Source organism: Pelagimonas sp. KU-00592-HH (genome assembly GCF_040369695.1).
In the GTDB taxonomy this organism is placed as follows: Bacteria; Pseudomonadota; Alphaproteobacteria; order Rhodobacterales; family Rhodobacteraceae; genus Shimia.
Window position 1 is genome coordinate 55,867 of the sequence record NZ_BAABWM010000002.1, and the last position, 21,669, is coordinate 77,535.

Below are 21,669 nucleotides of genomic sequence, written 5' to 3' on the forward strand. Positions count from 1 at the left end.
CCGATAGACACACGATTCAAGACCTTCAGGGACTTTCAACCACATGATCCGCGTTCTTCTCTCCATCTGTATGCTTTTTCTGGTAACGGTTCACTCGGCTGTCGCGCAGTCCCGAAACGATGAAACGGTCTGGCTTCAGATCGAAGCCCACCCAAGCCTCGCAATCGCCACCCAGCGCGCCCAGCTTTACGGCCAGAACATCCAGGACGTGAACGGTTTCTCACTAGGCAATGGCTGGTATGCCGTCGCCCTTGGCCCGTTCCAGCGGGACAATGCAGAGGTTGCCCTGCGTGGCCTGCGTCGTGATCGCCTGATACCCCGTGATTCCTACATCGTGCCAAGCGACGGTTTCCGCAGCCAGTTCTGGCCCGTAGGCGCGAACCTCCTGAACGCCGCGCCCGCGGTACAGGTCCAGCTTCAGGTCGCCCCGGAACCAACCCCTGTTGTCGAACCCGTGGTTGAACCTCAGCCCGTTTTCGAGCCCGATGAAACGCCGCGTGAGGCCCGCGCCAGCGAGGCCAAACTGACCCGTGACGAACGCAAGGAGCTGCAAAGCTGGCTGAAGTGGGCCGGCTTCTACAACTCCGCCATCGACGGCGCCTTTGGCCGCGGCACCCGCGCCTCCATGGCGGCATGGCAGGGTGCAAACAACTTTGACCAGACCGGCGTCATGACCACCCGCCAGCGGGCCCTGCTGCGCGAACAGTATTTTGCCCCGATCAAGGAAGTCGGGCTGAAAACTATCTCGAACAATCGTGCAGGCATCGAAATGCTGCTGCCGATGGCGTTCCTGAAACGCTCCGGCCCCGACTATCCCTTCGTGCATTTCGACGCCACGGGCGAGCTGCCGGCCAAGGCGCTGCTGATCTCGCAGGAAGGCGACCAGAACACCCTGTTCGGCCTCTATGACATCATGCAGACGCTGGAAATCGTGCCCCTGACCGGTGCGCGCGAACGCAAGAAAGACAGTTTCACGCTGATTGGTCAGAACGACAAGATCATCTCCTATACCGAAGCCACCCTGAAAAACGGTCGGATCAAGGGCTTCACCCTTGTCTGGCCACAAGGTGACGAGGAGCGCCGCACCCGCGTGCTTGACGAGATGAAAGCCTCGTTCAAACGCATCCCCGGCGTGCTTGATCCCTCGGCTGGCAGCAACGCCGCGCAGGACATCGACCTCCTGTCGGGCCTCGATATCCGCAAGCCCAAGATGTCGCGCTCCGGCTTCTTCGTGAACAAGGCAGGCGTAGTGATCACCACCGCCGAAGCCGTTCAGGGTTGCTCGCGCCTCACCATCGAACGCGACTATGCCGCTGAGCTTCTGGGCGTGAACGACACCCTCGGCCTCGCCGTGCTGCGCCCCAAGGAAGCCCTGGTTCCGCAGACCGTCGCCGCGCTGCTGCAAGGGGATGCGCGTCTGCAAAGTGAAGTGGCCGTCGCCGGCTATTCCTACGAGGGCGTTCTCGGCGCCCCCAGCCTCACCTTTGGCCGTCTGGCCGACATCAAGGGCCTCTATGGCGAGCCGGAAATCAAACGCCTCGCCCTCACGGCCCTGCCGGGTGATGCAGGCGGCCCGATCTTCGACACCGACGGCTCGGTGATGGGCATGTTGCTGCCCAAACCGCAGGGCGGCGCGCGCCAGTTGCCCGGTGACGTCAGCTTTGCCGCTGGCTCTGACGCGATCCGCCAGGTCCTGTCCGAAGCAGGCATCAACGCCCAGTCCCGCACCTCCGGCGTCGCAATGGCCCCCGAAGACATCACCCGCATGGCCGCCGGCCTGACCGTGCTTGTCAGCTGCTGGAACTGATCAACTTTCGACCAAAGCAAAAGGCCGGGGACATCTCCCCGGCCTTTTTCGTTTCCGCCAGCACGCCCTACCCCGCCGGACGCCAAGACCCTAGCCCGCGCTCAAAACAGGTGTCATGTGGATCAGCGTCGGACGATCCGCTGCCAGCGCGGCTCCCAGCGCCGCCTGCAATTCCTCAATCGTCTGCGGTGCCGTGCTCAGGGCACCATAGGCCTCGGCCAGCTTGCAGAAGTCAGGGTTCATCGCGACCACGGCATTGGGCGCGATCTGGCTGGCCACCATGCTGTCCTCGATCTCTTTAAGCTTGCCGTTGTCCCACAACAGGATCGGCAACGGCAGGCCCAGTTCAACCGCCGTTCCCAACTCCTGAATCGTGTATTGGAAACCATAGTCTCCAGCCACACAGACCGTCGGCAACCCAGGGCGGGCCACAGCCCCACCGATTGCCGCCGGCAAAGCATATCCAAGCGTGCCGAACCCGGTGGGGTGGTGCCAGTGCCCTGCACGCGGCATGTCCCAGACCTCCTTGGCGACATAGGCAAACTGGGTCATGTCGGAATAGACCATCGCATCCTCGGGCATCACGGCCCGAAGCGCATCACAGATATCGGCGATACCGGGGCGTTCCGAATCCGTCTCGGCACGGAACCGCGCCTTTGCCGCTGCAATCTCACTGACGTCCCACTTTGGTGCGATCTCATAACCAAGCGCAGCCAGCAGCGCCACTGAGAACGCACCCGCGTCCGCATGGATTACCCGCTCCGCCCGGTGCTCATCACCCAGCACCTCCGGATCAATGTCCACCCGCACAAGCGTTCCTTCATGCCCCAACTCGTTGCGCCACAGATCACATTCCGAAAGCTCTGTGCCAATCGCAATCACAAGGTCCGCCTGCCGGATCTGACTCACGCTATCGGGGCGCCCAAGATAGCAGCCAAAGCTCAGCGGGTTGTCCGCCGCCAGAAGCCCGCCACCGGCATAGGTCGTAAAGCCCGCCGCACCGGTCCGCGCCAGAAGCGCCGCTGCGTCGGCCTCGGCCCCGTCGCGCACCATGCCGCCGCCAAAGATGAACATCGGTTTCTTGGCCGCCAGCACATCCGCCGCCAGACCGCTGACATCTCCAGGCTGGCGCAGCCCTGCTGCCGCATCGACACCGGGCGCCTCCGGGGCCCCTTCTGCAACGGCCCCCAACAGCGCGATCGGCACCTGCATGTGCTTGGGACGTTTGCGCTCGGTGCGGAACTCGGTCAGCGCCCGGTCAATCAACCCATAGGCCGCCTGCGCCGTGCGTGCCTCTTCCGACCAGTCACAGACCGTACCCGCCGCGGCCCGCTGATCCAGCATCTGGTGCAACTGCCCCCGACGCGCCGCGGTCTCGTCCAGACATGAGGAAATCGCCAAAACGGACACACTATCGGAATAGGCCTGCCCCAGCGCCGTCATCGCGTTGCACAATCCCGGCCCGGTGATCACATAGCACACTCCCGGCTTGCCGGTCGCACGCGCATAGCCGTCCGCCATGAAAGCGGCCCCCTGCTCATGGCGCGCAAGCACGTGACGAATGCCCGCTTCCTCGATCCCGCGGTACATCTCTACGTTATGCACCCCCGGAATACCAAAAATCGTATCGACACCCCGCGCTTTCAGCATGTGGGAAATCTGCGCACCAAGGGGGCGCATTACGTCCGTGTTCGCTGCCATGTCAGGCTCTCCAGAATTGTGTGGTGAGAATGGCGTAAACCGCCAGGAGTTCGAGACGCCCGATCAGCATCCCCGCCGCGAGCAGCCACTTGGCCGTATCGTTGAGGCTCGCGAAATTGCCAGAGGGGCCGATGGTGTCGCCAAGGCCCGGACCAATATTGGCCAGCGCCGCAGCCGCCCCGGAAAGCGCTGTGGTGAAATCAAGGCCGGTCATGCCCAGCAGAACCGCCAGAACACCCAGCGTCACGGTAAAGAAGACAAAGAAACTCATGACCGAGTTCAACACGTCCTCGTCCACGCGCCGCCCGTCATAGCGCGGCGTGAACACGCCCCGCGGCTGCTGGATCGCAAGCACCTGCACCTTGATCGACGAAAACAGAAGCTGATAGCGGAACACCTTGATGGAACAGGCCGTCGATCCCGCACAGCCGCCAATCAGGCCGGTAAAGAACAGAACCGCCACCGGAAACCCGCCCCACATCATGTAGTCGGCACTCGCATAGCCGGTGCCGGTCAGGATTGAGACCGAGTTGAACAGAACCTTGCGGAATCCTTCCTCGGTCTGCACGTCCCGTGCCAGGATCTGCCAGGTCAGGATCATTGCAACGATCACCGCTGCGGTCATGAAAAACGCCCTGATCTGGCTGTCCATGAACAGCGGCTTGGCAGAGCCCGCCGTCAGTTGCACGAAGCGCACGAAGGGCAGCGCCGCCAGCATCATGAACACCACCGAGACATATTCGCTTCCGGCGGAAAACGCTCCGAACGAGGCGTCATAGTTGGCAAATCCACCGGTCGCGATGGTGGTCATGGAATGCACGATGGCATCAAAGGCATTCATCCCCGTGATCACATAGGCCAGCGCGCACAATGCCGTCAGGGCAAGGTAGATCACCGAGATACGCGAAGAAATCTCGGTCGCCCTCGGCAGGATTTTCCCAAAGGTGTCAAACCCTTCCGAGCGGAAGATCTGCATCCCGCCAACCCGCAGTTCCGGCAGGAAAACCATCGCGACAACAATGATCCCGATCCCGCCCAGCCATTGCAGCAACCCGCGCCACAACAGCATCCCCTTGGGCATTTCGTCCAGCCCCGAGAACACCGTCGACCCCGTGGTCGTCAGCCCTGACATCGCTTCAAAGAACGCATCCACCAACCGCGCCTCGGTGACCCCAAACAGAAAGGGCAGCGCCCCGAACATCGGCAGGGCAAGCCACACACCGGTGGTCAGAAGAAAGGTCTGCTGGATGGTAAGCCCACTGCCTTTGCCCGACTGGCACGACAGCGCCACAAGGCCGCCGGTCAGCACAGTCAGGATGGCACTTTGAAGAAAGGCCGGCCAATGGCCGTTGCCCTCGACCATGTCCACCAGCATCGGCAGAAACATGGCAAGGCCGAGGATGGCCACAAGAAGGCCGATCACATATCCGACAGGTCGCAAGTCCAACATGAGGCCGAGCGTTGGCCGTTGTTCCGCCCTGTGTCAAGCACCCAGACCACGACCCCGATGCCCGACGGGTCAGGGCAAACACCCCACACGCCTTATGGCATTCATTTCCGGCCGAAAATCCCGCAAGGAAACGCCCCTCCCCGCAATGCCATGATCGCCGCTGCCGAATGGCATACGAAACTGACGTGAACAGGAAAATTTCAGCGCGCGCCCCCGCCAAGCAGGTCGGCAAAGACAAAGGCCGGAATATCCGCGCGGTTCATACCCATATAGGCCAGTTCACAATCGCTCAGCGCATCAAGGGCATAGGCCTCATGCAGGCGTCTGCGCCGTTCCGTGCCCGCATTGAACCCCATGCCCTGGCTTGCAAGGAACATGTCGATCCGCTGCAACAGGCGGCCGGCGCGAAATTCGATGTCTGGTTCGTCTTCGTTCATTGGAAACCTCCGTCCTGGACGCTCTGGTTTCCTCCCACAGGCCTATTCTAGCGCAAAACACCCTCCGGGCGGTTAACAATTCCGCGACAAGACACGCCCTGTTGCGGTCGTGCAGCACCGCCGCACGACTGTTTCACCGAAGATTGCCTTGGAAACAGGCTTAACCGACGTGGAACAGGGTGTTGAACAGCTTGGGGTCAATGCTGGTCATGGCAAACAGCGGACCTTCGGTCAGCACCGACACCGCATCGTGGCTGTGTAGGCTCTCCTGATGGCTCGCGATCACCCGGAAGTCCCCAACCCGCGGATCGGCCTTCAGCTTTTCGCAGAACAGGCGCGCTGCATCTTCCACGAAGATCGGGTTCGCCGCATTCAACTCGGCAAAGGCCTGTTCATCTTCGCGTTTCACCATCACCTGCGTTTCCGTCGGAACGGCATCACGCGCCATGTCGATCATGTCCTCGAACCAAAGGCGGTCGCCCGGCACGCTTTGCACCGAAATCCGCGCCACAGACCGTTGCGAGTGCGGTGTCGCCAACTGCCCCCGCGCCATCCGCGCATGTTCACTCAACTCAAGCGAACAGGGGCAGGTCGAGGAATAGACATAGTCAAGGTGCATGATCTTGTGGCGCTGGCCATTCACCATCACCTTCTCGAGCGCGATGTCGTAATACTGGTAGCCCGACAGCCCCGACCGCAGCGATTCAATCCGCATCGGATAAGAAAACCGCATCTGGATACGTGCATCCAGACTTTCGAGGTCCGTCACATAATCCGCCAACGCCGCTTCCAGCACATCGAAACTGAAGGTCTTTTCCGCGTGCTTGTAGAAAGACCGCATGATGCGCGACATGTTGATGCCCTTCTTGTTGGCATCAAGGCTCACCGTCCCGGTCACGCTGGTCTCAAGGGTGATATCGGTCTCGCTGTCACGGGTATGGAACCGGATCGGCAGGCGGAAATTCGAAATCCCCACGTGCTGGATCAACTGCTTTTCACCACGGATCAGGCTCGAAGGACCATTCTGCAAATCCGGCAAGGTCTTGCGATAGGCCTCGTCGACCACGAAATCCGCCGGATAGTCGCGGCTCAGGTCCGGATAGTTCGACAGCGGCTGATCCGGCAACAGACGTGCAATCGCCGGGTCCAGCTCGGCAATCTCGGTCGGTGTCGCCTTGGCCGCCCATGCGCGCAACTGCGCCAAAGCCTCTGCGGCCTCGCGGCGTTCGGTTTCACCCGTGTTTTCCGGAACCTGAATGTTCATTTGCCTTGCCTTTCGCGTCCTGCGATCAGTCTAACTTAACGGATTGCACACTGAATTTCCAATTTCGAAAGCCCATGCACCGTTAGCGACGTCTTTTTTGCTTCGATTCCCGACAGTTTGCCGCAAACAGGCTTGATTGCCCTGACGTTCCCTCGGCACCCTGCCCCCAACAGGAGGACCAATGCGCGACATTATCGATCTCGAAACCTACCCGCTTGACCGACCCGAAAGCCCCGAGTGGCAGGCGCTGGTGGCACGCTGCAAAGCCGATCTCGCCCGTGACGGCATGTTCAATCTTCCTGGCCTAATGTTTCAAGAGGTTGCCCAGACCACGGCCACAGCCCTTGCGCCACGTTTCGAGACCGAGTCCTTTCTTCATGAACGTGAACACAACATCTACTTCCAGAAGTCCATCCCCGACCTGCCCGTAGATCACCCTGCGCTGACCCGTTTCAAGACCTCAAACCTCACACTCTGCGCCGACCAACTGGGCCAGAACGCCCTGATGCGCCTCTATGAATGGCCGTCCTTCGCCCGCTTCCTCGCGGCAACAATGGACAAGCCCGAATTGCACACAATGGCGGATCCCCTCGCCCGTGTGAACGTCATGTCCTACGACGCGGGTCAGGCGCTGAACTGGCACTTCGACCGCTCGGAATTCACAACAACGATGCTGATTCAGGCCCCTGATCAGGGCGGCGAATTCATCTACCGCACCGACCTGCGCAGCGAAGACGATCCCAACTACGAAGGTGTCGCAAACATGCTGCGCGGGGGTGATCCCGACGTCCAGAGCCTGACCTTGTCGCCCGGCACCCTGAACGTCTTCCGAGGCAAGAACACGCCACACCGGGTTGCCCCGGTCTCCGGCCCGAGGGCCCGGATCATCGCCGTGTTCTCTTTCTTCGACCGCCCCGACGTGGTGTTCACCGAAGAGGAACAGCGCGGCTTCTACGGCCGCGCCGCCACTCAGGCCTGATCCAACGCCTGCTTGATGTCGGCCACGAGATCGTCGGCATCTTCAAGGCCGATCGAGAACCGCACAAGACCCGGCGTAATGCCAAGCTCGACCTTCTGGTCATCGGGCAACCGCTGGTGCGTGGTGGTCGCGGGGTGGGTCGCAATCGACTTGGCATCGCCAAGGTTGTTCGAAATCACCGCCACGTTCAGCGCGTTCAGGAACCGGAACGCCGCCGCCTGGCCGCCCTTGATGTCGAGCGACACAACCGTACCGCCCTTGCCACCCAGCTGCGTCTGCACCAATGCGTTCTGCGCGTGCCCCTTCAGCCCCGGATAAATCATCCGCTCGAGCTTTTCATGCCCGTCCAGCGCCTCGGCCACCTTCAGCGCGCTCTCGGCCTGTGCCCGCACCCTGAGGTCAATGGTCTCAAGACCCTTCAGCATCACCCAGGCATTGAACGGCGACATGCTGCCACCCGTATGTTTCATGTAAGGCTCGACCGTGCCACGAATGAACTCCTGCGTCCCGAGGATCACGCCACCAAGGGCGCGCCCTTGCCCGTCAATGTGCTTGGTCGCGGAATAGATCACCACATCCGCCCCCTGCTCGATCGCCTTCGAGAAGACCGGCGTCGAAAAGACGTTGTCCACCACGACTACCGCGCCCACCGAATGGGCAATCTCGGCCACCGCGGCCACGTCGATCACTTCCAAGGTGGGGTTCGACATGGATTCGAAAAACACGACCTTGGTGTCCTCGCGCACCGCAGCGCGCCACGCATCCAGATCGGTGCCATCCACCAGCGTTACTTCGACACCAAAACGGCGAAGGATGTCTTCGAGAATATAGAGACAGGAGCCAAACAGCGCCCGCGCCGCAACCACATGGTCACCCGCCTTCAGCAGGGACATCAGCGCCCCGTTCACCGCCGCCATGCCCGAGGCCGTGGCAAAGGCATCCTCTGCCCCTTCCAAAAGCGCAATCCGCTCTTCGAACATCGCAACCGTGGGGTTGCCGTAACGGGCATAGATGAATTCGTCCTCGCCGGTCTTGATGAACCGCGCCTCGGCCTGCTCGGCCGTGTCATAGACAAATCCTTGGGTCAGAAAGATCGCTTCGCTGACTTCGTTGTACTGGCTCCGGCGGGTTCCGCCATGCACCAGGTTCGTGCGTGTTTTCCAATCGCTCATTGTCGTCTCCTTGGGCTCCCAACGCCCAAACAAAAAACCCCCGTCGGCCAAGCGAACAGGGGTTTCCTTCGTCCTGACCTCTTTAGCGGCATGTTTAACGTGGCCCGCAATCCGGTAACAAATCGCCACGAGGCAGGGTCTTAGAGCGATGCTGCAGTTTGGTCAACACCGTCACGCAGCTGTAACCGGACTTTCATCATAGATACGCAAACATTCTGTTTACCGCACACAAGATCTAGTGGAGGCCCTGAGATGCCGGTCATACGGATCAACGCGGACGGCGCGACACCCGCCCTGCACGGGGCACCCCACCCGCTCGGGCCGACACTCGAACGGGCGCTGGCGCACCCCGGCCCGATCGTGGTCATGGTACACGGCTACAAGTTCCGCCCGCACGATCCGGTCCACTGCCCACACACCCATATCTTCTCGCTGGGCGACACCAACACCTGCCCCAAGGCGCTCAGCTGGCCCCGCCACCTCGGTTTCGGGCGCGGCAACGGCAGCGAGGGCCTCGCCATTGCCTTCGGTTGGCAGGCACGTGGCAGCCTCTGGCAGGCCCGCGACAGTGCCGAACGCGCCGCCATCGCCCTAGCCGATCTGGTTGGCCGCCTGCGCCGCATCGCGCCGAACCGCCGAATTAACATCATCGCCCATTCCCTTGGCGCACATCTCTCGCTCACCGCGATCCGGCGCATGCAGGCCGGCGATCTTGCCCGCGTCATCCTGCTGAACGGCGCCGCCTACCAGGGCCACGCCACCGCCGCCCTCGAAAGCGCGGCAGGCCAAACTTGCGAACTCTTCAACGTGGTCAGCCACGAGAACGCCCTCTACGACAGCCTGTTCGAATGCGTCCTGCGCCCCGACATCCGCCACGACCGCGCGCTGGGGCGCGGTTTCAGCGCCCCGAATGCCCTGACCCTGCGCCTGGACGCCCCCGCAACCCTTGCCCGCCTTGCCGCCCTTGGGTTTCCGGTCGCGGCGCGTGCGCACTGGCACTGCCACTGGTCCACCTACCTGCGCCCAGGCGTCTTTCCCCTCTACCAGGGCCTGCTGCGCACCCCGGAACGCACACCGCTCCGGCACCTCGAAAACCTGCTCTCCGCCCCCGCCCCGCCCCCGTCATCGCAGGAAAGTGAGCGCGGCTGGAAATTCCCCACCTTGTCCGCCGCGATGAAACAGGCATCATGACGGCAACCTGACCGGGGAGCCCTGCATGATCGATCTCTACTTCTGGCCCACACCCAACGGATGGAAAGTCTCCGTCGCGCTCGAGGAAATGGGCCTCGACTACGAAACCCACCTCATTAACATCGCAACCGGCGATCAGTTTGCCGAAGACTTCCTCGCGATCTCTCCCAACAACAAGATGCCCGCGATCACCGATCACGACGGACCGGGCGGCGAGCCGATCTCGGTCTTCGAATCCGGCGCCATCCTGCAATACCTCGCCCGCAAGACCGGCCAGTTCGGCGGCACCACCGAACGCGAGCGCGTCGCGGTCGACCAATGGCTGATGTGGCAGATGGGCGGCCTCGGCCCGATGGCCGGACAGGCCCACCACTTCCTGAAATACGCCCCGGCAATGGACCCGCCCCACGACCTTCCCTACGCCAAGAACCGCTACCGCACCGAGGTTGCCCGCCTCTACGGCGTGCTGGACAAGCAACTGGCGCAAAACGAATTCGTCGCGGGCGATTTCTACTCCATCGCCGACATGTCGATCTGGGGCTGGGCCTCGCTCTGGGAAGGTCAGCAACAGACGCTCGAGGACAAACCCCACTTCGCCCGCTGGCTCGACCAGATGGCGGCCCGCCCCGCCGTCCAACGGGGCCGCGCCCTGCACGCCGACAAACGCGGCGACCTGCGCAAGGACAAGGCCTCGCACGATCTCTTGTTCCGGCAAAAATAAAGGGGCGACACTGCCCCTTCTTCTTGGCCCCAGTACCTCGGGGTGAATTGCCCCGGCAGGGGCAAGAGGGGCAGCGCCCCTAGCCTTCGTCTTCCTCCAGCGCATAGCGCTGGAACAGGCCCGCCTGCGACATCAGGAAGACAAACAGGATCGCCGGAAACCCGAAAGTCTCAATCTTGACCCAGGCCTCCTCGGACATGTTGCGCCAGACCAGTTCGTTGCCGATGGCCAGCAAGATGAACAGCACGAACAACCGCCGGGTCAGGATCATCCAGCCCTCCAGCGTCATCGGGATCAGCTCGCCGATCACGTAGGACAGGTAGGATTTCCCCTGTACCAGGCCAATGCCCAGAAGCGCCGCCATGAACCCATAGACGATGCTGGTTTTCATCTTGAAGAACCGCTCGTCATTGAACCAGGCGGTCAGCCCGCCAAAGAAGATCACCATGAAGGCGGTAAAGACCTGCATCCGGCTGAGGTGTCCGGTCAGCCGCCACAGCACCGCCATCGCCACCAGCAGGATCGGCACGAAGACCAGCGCCGCAATGATGAAACCGGAATACTCGGTCCCACCGATGACAAAACTCTCATCCTTGATTTTCAGGTAGATCAGGAAAAAGGCAATGGTCGGCCCCAGCTCAAGCACCTGCTTAAGGATCGGGTTCACGGGTTTGGGCGTATTCTGGTCAGTCATTTCTGCTCCTATCCTGCCACCTCAACTATCACAGCCCCCGCTGCGATCAAGCTCATCAGCGCAATGCGGCGCGGCCCCACCGTCTCGCGCAGCACCAGCCAGCCAATCAGGGCCGCAAACACCGGCGATGTCTCGCGCAGAACCGCCGCCTCGCCCACCTTGCCCAGCCGCGTCGCCAGCATGACCGACCCGAAACTGCCATAGGCCACCAGCGCCCCGGCCAACCCCTTCCACATCAGCGGCCCGATCTCGGGGCGATGCTGCATGTTGCGCCAGCGCAGCGCCGCAATCACCGGAAAATCCACCGCCGTCACAAGAAAAAACCACGCCAGAAAGGTAAAGGGATCAGGCGTCGCGCGAATGCCATAGGCATCATATGTCGTGTAGATCGCCACCAGCGCCCCGGTCCCCACCGCCAGCCAGAGCGCCGGCATCAGGGTCTCGCGCCCGGTTTCGATGTGGATCAGGTTATAGACCGCCAGACCGAAAATCCCCGCCAGCAGCACCAGCACCCCAAGCCATTGTCCAAGCGAGAAACTCTCGCCAAAGATCACCCAGGCCCCGATCACCGTGAAAAGAGGGCCTGTACCGCGCACCACCGGATAGACCACCGTGAACGCCCCGCGCGAATAGGCCAGCGCCATGCCCAGCTTGTAGACAAAGTGAATGACCAGTGCGCCCAGCAAGAGCCACCACACATTGCCCTCAGGCCAGGGCACGAGAAACAGGGCAATCGGCAGCGACAGCACGAACAGCCAGATATCAATCGCCCCGCGCGATAGCCACGGATCATGCCGCCCCTTCTGGAGCGCACCGAATACCGCGTGCAAAAAGGCTGCCAGCAACGCCAGAACAAGCGCCATCTGCTCTCCCGTCGGGGTACCTTCGAGAGAGACCAGCCATTCACTCATAAGGAGAAACTCTTGTTCGGGGCCGCAGCGCCTGCCCGCCTATCAACTCTTGAGACCGGTCAGCGCCGCCGCGAATTCCTCGGGATCGAAAGGCGCGAGATCGTCGATCTGTTCGCCAACACCAATGGCATGGATCGGCAGTCCGAACTTGTCGGCCAGCGACACGAGGATGCCGCCCTTGGCGGTGCCGTCCAGCTTGGTCATCACAAGCCCCGACACATCCGCGAGCTTCTGGAAGGTTTCGACCTGGCTCACCGCGTTCTGCCCCGTCGTGGCATCCAGCACCAACAGCGTGTTATGCGGTGCGTTCTCGTCTTTCTTGCGGATCACCCGCACGATCTTGGCAAGCTCTTCCATCAGGTCCTGACGGTTCTGCAACCGGCCCGCCGTGTCGATCATCAACAGGTCGGCCCCGTCTTCCTGCGCCTTGGTCATCGCATCAAAGGCAAGGCTCGCAGGGTCCGACCCTTCCGGCGCGGTAAGAACCGGCACACCGGCACGTTCGCCCCAGACCTGCAACTGCTCGACCGCCGCCGCACGGAAGGTGTCGCCTGCCGCGATCACAACCGATTTCCCCGCCGCGCGGAACTGGCTGGCCAGCTTGCCGATGGTCGTGGTCTTGCCCGACCCGTTCACGCCCACCACCAGCACCACCTGCGGCGTAGTGGGATAAAGCGGCATCGGACGCGCCACCGGCTCCATGATGCGTGACACTTCCTGTGCCAGAAGACGTTTGATCTCATCCGTCGACAGGCGCTTGCCAAAACGACCCTCGGCAATGTTCGCCGTCACCCGAAGCGCCGTTTCCACGCCCATATCCGAAGCGATCAGCAGCTCTTCCAACTGCTCCAGCATGTCATCGTCCAGAACCCGCTTGACCACCGGCGCGGCACCACCCCGCCCGGTCAGACGGGCCAGAATACCCGGCTTAGGCGTGGCTGGCTCGGAGGCTGCAACAGGTTCCGGCACAACGTCCGGCTCGGGAGTTACCTCGGGCACACGCTCTGGCGCGGGCTCCGGGTCGGCGACGGGTTCGTCCTCGACAACCGGCTCCGGCGCGGTCTCGACAACACCCTCTTCCATGGCCTCATCGGCCGCAACTTCCTCGCCACCTTCTTCGATGATGGCATCCAGCCCCTCTTCTAGTTTCGAAGAGGATTTGAAGAGACGGGTTTTCAGTTTGTTGAAAAAGGACATGAGAGCTCGCTTGAATGACAAGCTACCTTTAGCTAATCGGAAATGCAGTGAAAAGGGGGGCAACCGCGCACCCCGTCATATTGCTTAGTGCAAGTTAGGAGGACAAAGTGATTGATCGTGAAACACGGGCCCTGAGCCGCGACGAACACACTACTGATCAATCCGGACTGTCCGCGCCCTTCGGATCTCACGCCCCCAGCGCCATCCAGCGCTTCCTGATCGGCCTGACCCGCAACACCATCCTCAGCCGCGGCAAGCTGCGTTATCGCATGAGCCTCTTGACCTATCGCTTCGGCAAACCGCTCGACATTCGCCGCTTCGGCGCCTGTTTCCGCATCGGCCTGCATTCCAACCTGATCGAATATGGCCTGCTGATGCGCCCCACCTACAACAAGACCGAACTCGACTTCCTGACCGCCAACCTGGGGGAAGGCAAGGTGGCCATCGACATCGGCTCCAACATCGGCCTCTACAGCCAGCCGATGGCCCTGACCGGCGCGCATACTGTGTCGATTGACGCGAACAAGGCGATGGTTGATGCCTTGAACTTCAACGCCAACGCCACGGGCCTCAAGACCATTGATGTGATCCATGCTGCCGTGGGCGATACCGATGGCATGGCCAGCCTGCGCATCCATGCCGATGACGTGGCCATCGTGAATGTGGTCGAAGACGCAGAAGGCGACGTGCCGATCCGCCGCCTCGACCGCATTCTCGCAGAACAGGGCATCACCCGCGTCGACTCCCTCAAGATCGATGTGGAAGGCCACGAAGACCTCGCGCTCGCCCCCTTCCTCGAATCCGCTGAGGGCGACATGATCCCCGACCGTATCGTCATCGAACGTGTCGGACCCGACGACTACCCGGCCTGCACCGCGGCCTTTGAACGCCTCGGCTACAAATGCGTCGGCCGCACCCGCATCAACTCGCTTTATCAGCGCGACGCGGAATAACCCTTCATCAGAACAGGGGTTTCTGCCACCCGGCCCCGGCCAGGATGGCAAACTGTCCGCCTGCGTAAAGCACCCAAAGCGCCACCGACGCCGGCACCTGCCAGCGCGACCCTGCCTCCATACGGAACAGCTGAATCGACAGGATCGTGTCAGATGCCAGGAAGGCAAAGGCCCCCAGCGTCGCAAGGATCATCCCCGGCAGCCCCAGCGCCAACAGCCCCATCACCGCAATCAGCACCACGTAAACACGGACTGGCCACCGCATATCTCCGGTGTACGGCGCCAGCCACCATTCCGTCGACAAGGCAAACAGGATCACCAGCACCGGAAGCATCGGCACCTCGAAAGCGCCGGTAATCCCCCCGGCCAGCCCCCAGAAATGCAGGATATAGAGAACATGGGCCAGGGCGAAGGCCACCAGCCCCACAAGAAACGGCCTCTCGCCATCCCGCGACAGGGCAATATCGCCAACGGCTGACATGAACAAAGCCCCCACGACAAAGGGATTGGCAAAGCTCACCAAACCAGCCCCGGCAAAGGACAAGAGCGGCACCGATTTGACGACGGTCTTGGCCACCGACGGCCCGCGATAGCAAAAGACCGCTGCATAGATCACGGCCGCAAGACAGCCCAGCACCAACAAACCAAAACGCGCCGACTGACGCAGTGCAATCTCTTCCATCAGGGTCATAGGCAGTCCTCCTTGCGCTGACCTTAGACAAGCGCGCCCGTCAATGTCTCCCGTTACATGGCGGAACCCCCGCCAGCCACGAGATTCGACGCTCCACACCCAAGTTTTCCTTGGGGTGTCACCTCCCTGTCGGGTAAATGTCGGGGGCCTGTCGTGGCGTGGCGACACACGGATTTGCGATAAGCGGTTTAGAACAGAAGGAATATTGCACGTGATTGTACGAAAGCTTCGCTTGGACAAGGGCCTCTCGCAGGAACAACTTGCCGAAATGTCCGGGATCAGCACCCGCACGCTCCAGCGCATCGAACGCGGAGCAAACGCAAGCCCGGAGACCCTCAAGTGCATCGCCGCTGTTCTGGAAACCGATTTTTCAGACCTCCGAAAGGAACAGGACATGCCTATTGAACAAAGCGCCCCCATTCTTCCCGACCTCGCAACCGAAGAGCGCGAGGCCATGGAATACGTACGCGACATCAAATCCTTCTACATGCACGCGGCCACCTACGGCGCCGTCATGGTTCTTCTGCTGATCATCAACCTTGCCACAAGCCCCGGGTATTTCTGGGCGATCTGGCCGATGCTGGGCTGGGGTATTGGTGTCGCCGCCCACGGCCTCAGCGTTTTCGAAGTTGTCGACCTCTTCGGCCGCGACTGGGAAAAACGCCAGATCGAAAAGCGTATGCGCCGCTAAGGCCTACCCCTTCCAAGGAATTGAAATCATGGACCTTCTTCAAGGCATCGCATCCGGTGCCCCGCTCTGGGTATGGCCGCTGTTCATCGGCCTCGTGCTACTGGGCCTGCAATCCACCCGCACGCGCAACGTGTCCCGCGCGATGTTCTACGGCCTGCCCTTTCTCGGGTTGATCACCCTCAACAGCGCAGCCCGCCTGCCCAACCCCGGCTTCGTCTGGCCCTGCTTCATGTTCGGCTTCCTCTCCGGGGCCTATATCGCCCACGGCCTACAATCCCGCTGGCTGCTCGGGCGCGACGGCACCCGCCTCAGGGTCTCCGGCGAATGGTTCACCTTTGCCGTCCTTATGGTGATGTTCTGGGCCAATTTCGCGGCGGGCACCCTGCGCGCCGTGGCACCGGCGGCCTATGACAGCCCCGAATTCCTCGCCCCTTTCACCCTCGTGATCGCCTTTGCTTCCGGCAGCTTCCTCGGTCGCTCGATCCGCGCCCTGCGCTTCAAAGGGTCCCTGCAATAACAAAACGCCCCGCACAATCGGCGGGGCGCTTTTCAACCTGGTTTTGACCGGCCTCAGATCTCGTCGGCAAAGTGCTTGATGGTCAGACGGATCGGGTTCGGCGCCGCCTGGCCCAGACCACAGATCGACGCATCCACCATGGCCGCGCTCAGCTCTTCCAGAAGACCGGTGTCCCACTTGTCCTGGCTCATCAGCTTCACGGCTTTTTCACAGCCCACGCGGCAAGGCGTACACTGGCCACAGCTTTCGTCCTCGAAGAAACGCAGCATGTTCAGCGCCGCCTGTTTCGCACTGTCCTTGTCCGACAGAACAACCACGGCGGCAGACCCGATAAAGGTGCCGTGCGGTTGCAGGGTGTCAAAGTCCAGCGGGATGTCATTCATCGACGCCGGCAGCAGGCCCGACGACGGACCACCCGGCTGATAGGCCTTGAAGGCGTGACCATCCAGCATGCCACCACAGGCCTCGATGATATCGGTGATGGTCGAACCGGCCGGCAGAAGATGCACGCCGGGGTTCTTGACGCGCCCCGAAACCGAATAGCTGCGCAGACCGGTGCGGCCGTTCTTTTCAACCGAGTTCAGACACTCCGGCCCCTCGCGGTTGATCTTGCAGACCCAGTACAGGGTCTCGACGTTGTGCACGAGGGTCGGGCGGCCAAAGATACCCACCTGCGCCACGAAGGGCGGACGGTGACGCGGCTCGCCACGCTTGCCTTCGATCGACTCGATCATCGCGCTTTCTTCACCGCAGATATAGGCCCCCGCGCCACGGCGCAGATCGATGTAGCCGGCCTCGACGATTCCTGCCGCTTCCAGAGCCGCAATTTCACGGCGCAGGATTTCCAGAACAGCCGGATATTCGTCACGCATGTAGATGAACGCCTTTTCGGCCTCCACCGCCCAGGCCGCCATCAGCATACCCTCAAGGAAGATATGCGGCGTGCGCTCGAGATAGTAACGGTCCTTGAAGGTCCCCGGTTCGCCTTCGTCGCCATTCACGGCAAGATAACGCGGGCCTTCATTGGCGCGCACGAAGCCCCACTTGGTGCCCGACGGGAAACCCGCGCCACCCAGACCGCGCAGACCGGCTTCTTTCACCTTGGCCTGAACCGCTTCCCAGTCGCCGTTGGCGCGCAGGTCTTTCAGAACCGCATAGCCACCCTCGGCCTCATAGGCCGCGAAATCCTCGTAATCGGGGATATGCGCGTGGGTGTCATCCGCCGCAATCGCCGCCTGCACCTTCTCGGGGGTGGCGTGGTCGATGTGGTTGTGGCCGATTTCCAGCACCGGCGCAGTATCGCAACGGCCCATGCAGGGCGCACGCACCACGCGCACGTCCGACGGGTCCAGCCCGTCTTCCAGAGCCTTCTGCAACTGTTCGGCGCCGGCAAGTTCGCACGACAGCGAATCGCAGACCCGGATGGTCAGCGACGGCGGCGGGGTTTCCCCCTCTTTCACCACGTCGAAATGGGCATAGAACGAAGCAACTTCGTAAACTTCTGCCTGACCGATGCGCAGCTCTTCCGCCACAGCGCGCATATGCGCAGCCGACAAATGGCCATATTCATCCTGAATCAGGTGCAGGAACTCGATCAGCAGATCGCGGGTGCGCGGGCGATCACCCAGCAGCGCCAGCACCTCTGCATGTGCGGTATCATCAAGCTGACGTCCTTTCGGGGTTTTGCGCCCCTTGCCTTTGCCTGACTTCCAGATGCCTTTCTTGGACTCGTCCAATGCCATTGCGGCCCCCTTGAGCTTGGTATTGGCGGCACACTAGCGTTTTCCGCGTCCCACAGGCGTGGTCAAAAACGACATGCAGGCGACTGTATGCGTTCGTATATCCCAAAGCCTCTCGTTACGGCTCCGGATTGTATCCCTTACCGGACTATGCGCTAATATGCGAAACCCGCCAAACTCAAGAAAGCGTCGCGATGATCTGGTTTACCGTGGCAACACTTCTGCCGGTTGCCCTCCTTGCCCTCGCGGGCCTTGCAGGCGGCCTCTGGTGCCTTCTCGCCCTCCTGTACCTCACCGCCTTTACCTACCTGATGGACCGCATCGTTCAGGGCGCCGTTGCCCGACGCGGTGCCGATGGCGAGTTTCCGGTAGGCGAACCCCTCGCGATCACTCTCGGCCTTGCCCATATCTGCCTGATATTCATCGCAGTCTTTGCCATCGGCGGCGACAACGGCCTGAGCGCGGGCGAACGGATCGCCTGTTTCATCGCTTTCGGCCTCTTCTTCGGACAGGTCAGCAACGCCAATGCGCACGAGTTAATCCACAAACAGGCCCGCTGGCCCCGCCGTCTTGGCAAACTGGTCTACATCTCGCTGCTGTTCGGCCACCACGCCTCGGCTCACCCGCGCGTTCACCACGTCTGGGTCGCCAGCGACATGGACCCCAACAGCCCGCGCGCCCGTGAGAGCTTCTACCATTTCTGGCCGCGTGCCTGGATCGGCTCCTTCCGCAAGGGCCTTGCCGCCGAAAACGCCCTGCGCCGCCGTCGCCCCAAGCCTCTGTCAGACCACCCCTACGTGGCCTATGTCGGCGGTGGCCTCATGCTGCTCTGGCTGATGACAACGCTCTTCGGCCTCTCCGGCCTCGTCGCCTACCTCTGCCTCTGTACCTATGCCACGATGCAGCTTCTGGTTTCGGACTACGTGCAACACTACGGGCTGCGCCGTGCCCGTGGCGCGGACGGCCGCCTTGAACCCGTCGGCCCCCAGCACAGCTGGAACGCCCCCCAGTTCTATTCCTCGGCCCTGATGCTGAATGCCCCGCGCCACTCGGACCACCACATGCACCCGCTGCGCACCTACCCGTCGCTCGCCCTCGACCACGCGACCATGCCGATCCTGCCCCGCTCCCTTCCCCTGATGGGCGCCCTCGCTCTCTGGCCTCGTATGTGGCGCCGCGTGATGGACCCGAGAGTGGCAGGCTTGCCCCCAAGCCCCGGCCAGCCGCAAAGCTGACGTCACACCGCAAACACGCGCTTACCCGGGCGGGCTTTCCTTGAAGTTTCGCCCATGGAAAAAAGCCGTTTCTGCAACCAGAGCACCAGCGCATTCGGTTCAGAAATCGCGTGACCTTACCCTTTCTTGAAGATCGACTCGCAACAAGAAGGCGAAGATTGAAATCTCATGTCCGCTGCTGCATTGTCCGGTTCATGGAATTTCTGGACGTCGGACACAACCCTTGGCTGGTGGCCGTATCTTTCGTCGTCGCGCTTGTCGCTGGCGCCACCGGCTTGTCACTGACCCGGGACCTGTCCGCCAAGTCGCTCTCGCAACGCAGGCTTGCCGTAGCTCTTGGTGCGATTGCCCTTGGCGGCGGCATCTGGTCAATGCACTTCGTGGCCATGCTTGGCCTCAAGTTGCCCATCTTGTTTTACTATGACGCGGCCATCACACTGGCCTCGGCGCTGATTGCGATCCTGATGGTCGCACTGGCGCTTGTGCTTTTGCATTTCACGGAACGCTCAAGGGCAATCATCGTCGCGGCCGGCGTGATCGTGGGAGCAGGAATTCTCGCCATGCACTACGTCGGCATGGCCGGGATGCAGCTCTGCCGTCCGGTTTACACGATCCAGGGCGTGGTCGGCTCCTCGGTCCTCGCCATCGTTCTGTGCATTCTGGCGATTGGCATCGCCTACAATGTCCGCTCCAACAGAACCATCGTGATCGGCACCCTATGCTTTGGCGCCGCCGTGTTTTCGGTGCACTTCCTGGCCATGGCCGGCACCAATTTCGTGGCTCTGGAAAACATCCGGGAATTCGGGCCTGTCATTAGCAACGAGGTCATGGCGGTGGGGGTCATCCTCTCCAGCTTCGTGATCTTCGGCGCGTTTCTTTGGGTCGGCACCACGTATCTGGTTCCCGTCACCACGCCGCAACCTGAACGCATGCCTGCCGATACTGACCACCTGCCAGTCCCCCCCAAGCCCGAGCAGCCAGCCGCGACCCTTCGCATCCCCTGTGAACGGGACGGTGGCAAGGTCTTTGTCGCGGCACCCGACGTGGTGTTTGTGCGCGCGGACGGGCACTATACCCAGGTCTACACCCTTACCGAGAAATACTTCTGCGTCTGGCCGATTACCGAAGCCGTCAAGCGGCTCGAGCCGACCGGATTTTTGCGTGTTCATCGCAGCTATATCGTGAATCCCCGGCGTGTCGTCGGGTTCGAACGGACCAAGGACAAGGGCCAGTGCACCTTTGGTGAGGCCGATCTTCCCCCTGTGCCGGTCAGCCGGTCGAACCTGAAAGCCGCGCTGACCGCCTTTGGCTAGCATTTCGCGCTAGCCCTCCGCGCAACTCGTGCAGCCTCAGGCGCATTTCGTGCAAAATGTACGAAAACAAAGTGTTTTTTCGGGCCATGGACCACGCGTCGCGCCAGCCTTCCTAGCAGCCAGAACAATTGCTGAAGGGAGGAGAGGCAATGATTCCAGCTGCCTTTGAATACTATCGTCCAAAGGATTTGGAGGGCGCACTGTCCGTTCTTGAAGAACATGGAGACGACGCACGTGTGCTTGCAGGCGGTCACAGCCTGATCCCCATGATGAAACTGCGCATGGCCGAGGTGCCGCACCTGATCGACCTTCAGGATGTTGACGGGCTGAGCGGGATTTCCATCGAGGGAAACACCATTCGCATCGGCGCGATGACTACGCAGCATGACATCATCAATGATGTGCAGTTGGCATCGGCCGCGCCGATCATGCGCGAGGCATCGTTGCAGATCGCAGACCCGCAGGTGCGTTACATGGGCACCGTTGGTGGCAACGTCGCCAATGGCGATCCGGGAAACGACATGCCGGGCCTGATGCAATGTCTGGATGCCACCTTTACCCTGGTTGGTCCCGAGGGCGAGCGCGAGGTTGCGGCCCGCGACTTCTATGAAGCGGCCTACATGACCGATCGGGAAGATGATGAAATCCTGACCGCCGTATCATTTGAAGCCCCGTCAGGCGGCTACGCCTACGAAAAGCAAAAGCGCAAGATCGGCGACTATGCGACCGCAGCGGCTGCGGTTCTGCTCACCAAGGAGGGGGGCACTTGCACAGCCGCGTCCATCGCCATGACCAACCTCAGCGATACCCCGGTTCACTCGGACGCGGCAGGTGCGGCCCTTGTGGGGACGTCGCTGGATGATGCGGCCGTCAAGGCAGCGGTGGACGCCATGCTGGGCGATATCGACCCGACGCAGGACAACCGCGGCCCCATCGAATTCAAACGTCACGCAGCGGCGATCATCCTGCGCCGCGCGATCGAAAACGCCTGGGCCAGGGCCTGAGG

The 21,669-nt window shown here is 61.7% G+C and carries 20 protein-coding genes and 1 riboswitch; of the genes, 10 read left to right on the forward strand and 10 right to left on the reverse strand.

Annotated features, from left to right (window positions below; genetic code table 11):
- Positions 1 to 70 precede the first annotated feature (70 nt).
- On the forward strand, positions 71 to 1,807 hold the full coding sequence (locus tag ABWV42_RS07405) for a serine protease (protein ID WP_353339575.1): 1,737 nt from the start codon (positions 71 to 73) through the stop codon (positions 1,805 to 1,807).
- Between the two features lie 90 nt (positions 1,808 to 1,897).
- Here ABWV42_RS07405 and ABWV42_RS07410 read toward each other — a convergent pair whose 3' ends face one another.
- The 4 genes from ABWV42_RS07410 to folE2 form a co-directional block, all read right to left on the reverse strand.
- Positions 1,898 to 3,508, reverse strand: coding sequence for a thiamine pyrophosphate-binding protein (locus tag ABWV42_RS07410; protein WP_353339576.1), 1,611 nt, complete (start codon positions 3,506 to 3,508; stop codon positions 1,898 to 1,900).
- Between the two features lies 1 nt (position 3,509).
- On the reverse strand, positions 3,510 to 4,958 hold the full coding sequence (locus ABWV42_RS07415) for a TrkH family potassium uptake protein (protein ID WP_353339577.1): 1,449 nt from the start codon (positions 4,956 to 4,958) through the stop codon (positions 3,510 to 3,512).
- Between the two features lie 200 nt (positions 4,959 to 5,158).
- Complete coding sequence (locus tag ABWV42_RS07420) at positions 5,159 to 5,395, reverse strand: hypothetical protein (RefSeq protein ID WP_255108460.1); 237 nt, start codon at positions 5,393 to 5,395, stop codon at positions 5,159 to 5,161.
- Between the two features lie 160 nt (positions 5,396 to 5,555).
- Complete coding sequence (gene folE2 / locus ABWV42_RS07425) at positions 5,556 to 6,659, reverse strand: GTP cyclohydrolase FolE2 (RefSeq protein ID WP_255108462.1); 1,104 nt, start codon at positions 6,657 to 6,659, stop codon at positions 5,556 to 5,558.
- 181 nt (positions 6,660 to 6,840) lie between these two features.
- Between folE2 and ABWV42_RS07430 the strand changes: the two genes are divergently transcribed.
- A complete protein-coding gene (locus ABWV42_RS07430) occupies positions 6,841 to 7,638 on the forward strand; it encodes a HalD/BesD family halogenase (protein WP_353339578.1) in 798 nt (265 codons plus the stop codon).
- Here the strand turns inward: ABWV42_RS07430 and metZ are convergent.
- A complete protein-coding gene (gene metZ / locus ABWV42_RS07435) occupies positions 7,629 to 8,810 on the reverse strand; it encodes an O-succinylhomoserine sulfhydrylase (protein WP_353339579.1) in 1,182 nt (393 codons plus the stop codon). The two genes, ABWV42_RS07430 and metZ, sit on opposite strands and share 10 nt — an antisense overlap.
- Before the next feature lie 61 nt (positions 8,811 to 8,871).
- A riboswitch (SAM riboswitch) is annotated at positions 8,872 to 8,949 on the reverse strand.
- A gap of 113 nt (positions 8,950 to 9,062) precedes the next feature.
- Here metZ and ABWV42_RS07440 point away from each other — a divergent pair.
- Together ABWV42_RS07440 and ABWV42_RS07445 are read left to right on the forward strand one after the other, a co-directional pair.
- Positions 9,063 to 10,001: an alpha/beta hydrolase gene (locus ABWV42_RS07440; RefSeq protein WP_353339580.1), complete on the forward strand. Its 939-nt coding sequence runs from the start codon at positions 9,063 to 9,065 to the stop codon at positions 9,999 to 10,001.
- A gap of 25 nt (positions 10,002 to 10,026) precedes the next feature.
- Entirely contained in the window at positions 10,027 to 10,722 is a 696-nt protein-coding gene (locus ABWV42_RS07445; protein ID WP_353339581.1) for a glutathione S-transferase N-terminal domain-containing protein, read from the forward strand.
- 79 nt (positions 10,723 to 10,801) lie between these two features.
- Here the strand turns inward: ABWV42_RS07445 and ABWV42_RS07450 are convergent, their stop codons facing one another.
- Genes ABWV42_RS07450 through ftsY form a run of 3 tightly spaced genes read right to left on the reverse strand, consistent with a single transcriptional unit; the run spans position 10,802 to position 13,524 of the window.
- Complete coding sequence (locus ABWV42_RS07450; protein WP_353339582.1) at positions 10,802 to 11,416, reverse strand: inner membrane-spanning protein YciB; 615 nt, start codon at positions 11,414 to 11,416, stop codon at positions 10,802 to 10,804.
- 8 nt (positions 11,417 to 11,424) lie between these two features.
- Positions 11,425 to 12,327, reverse strand: a complete 903-nt coding sequence (locus ABWV42_RS07455) for an EamA family transporter (RefSeq protein ID WP_353339583.1) — start codon at positions 12,325 to 12,327, stop codon at positions 11,425 to 11,427.
- A gap of 42 nt (positions 12,328 to 12,369) precedes the next feature.
- Positions 12,370 to 13,524: a signal recognition particle-docking protein FtsY gene (gene ftsY / locus ABWV42_RS07460; protein WP_353339584.1), complete on the reverse strand. Its 1,155-nt coding sequence runs from the start codon at positions 13,522 to 13,524 to the stop codon at positions 12,370 to 12,372.
- A gap of 107 nt (positions 13,525 to 13,631) precedes the next feature.
- On the opposite strand from ftsY, the gene ABWV42_RS07465 reads away from it, so the two are divergent.
- A complete protein-coding gene (locus ABWV42_RS07465; RefSeq protein WP_353339585.1) occupies positions 13,632 to 14,477 on the forward strand; it encodes an FkbM family methyltransferase in 846 nt (281 codons plus the stop codon).
- A 7-nt stretch (positions 14,478 to 14,484) separates the two neighbouring features.
- On the opposite strand, the gene ABWV42_RS07470 is transcribed toward ABWV42_RS07465, so the two are convergent.
- A complete protein-coding gene (locus ABWV42_RS07470; RefSeq protein WP_353339586.1) occupies positions 14,485 to 15,168 on the reverse strand; it encodes a lysoplasmalogenase family protein in 684 nt (227 codons plus the stop codon).
- Between the two features lie 211 nt (positions 15,169 to 15,379).
- Here ABWV42_RS07470 and ABWV42_RS07475 point away from each other — a divergent pair, with 211 nt between their 5' ends.
- Together ABWV42_RS07475 and ABWV42_RS07480 are read left to right on the forward strand one after the other, a co-directional pair.
- Positions 15,380 to 15,859 (forward strand): 2TM domain-containing protein, encoded by a 480-nt coding sequence (locus tag ABWV42_RS07475; protein WP_255108479.1) that lies wholly within the window; start codon positions 15,380 to 15,382, stop codon positions 15,857 to 15,859.
- Between the two features lie 28 nt (positions 15,860 to 15,887).
- Entirely contained in the window at positions 15,888 to 16,376 is a 489-nt protein-coding gene (locus ABWV42_RS07480) for a hypothetical protein (protein ID WP_353339587.1), read from the forward strand.
- 53 nt (positions 16,377 to 16,429) lie between these two features.
- On the opposite strand, the gene ABWV42_RS07485 is transcribed toward ABWV42_RS07480, so the two are convergent.
- Entirely contained in the window at positions 16,430 to 18,118 is a 1,689-nt protein-coding gene (locus ABWV42_RS07485; RefSeq protein WP_353339588.1) for an NAD(P)H-dependent oxidoreductase subunit E, read from the reverse strand.
- 191 nt (positions 18,119 to 18,309) lie between these two features.
- Here ABWV42_RS07485 and ABWV42_RS07490 point away from each other — a divergent pair, with 191 nt between their 5' ends.
- The 3 genes from ABWV42_RS07490 (at position 18,310) to ABWV42_RS07500 (ending at position 21,667) form a co-directional block, all read left to right on the forward strand.
- Complete coding sequence (locus ABWV42_RS07490) at positions 18,310 to 19,350, forward strand: alkane 1-monooxygenase (protein WP_353339589.1); 1,041 nt, start codon at positions 18,310 to 18,312, stop codon at positions 19,348 to 19,350.
- A 194-nt stretch (positions 19,351 to 19,544) separates the two neighbouring features.
- The gene (locus ABWV42_RS07495) at positions 19,545 to 20,663 is read left to right on the forward strand and encodes an MHYT domain-containing protein (RefSeq protein ID WP_353339590.1); all 1,119 of its coding nucleotides are present in this window, start codon (positions 19,545 to 19,547) and stop codon (positions 20,661 to 20,663) included.
- A 149-nt stretch (positions 20,664 to 20,812) separates the two neighbouring features.
- Entirely contained in the window at positions 20,813 to 21,667 is an 855-nt protein-coding gene (locus ABWV42_RS07500; RefSeq protein WP_353339591.1) for an FAD binding domain-containing protein, read from the forward strand.
- Positions 21,668 to 21,669 lie beyond the last annotated feature (2 nt).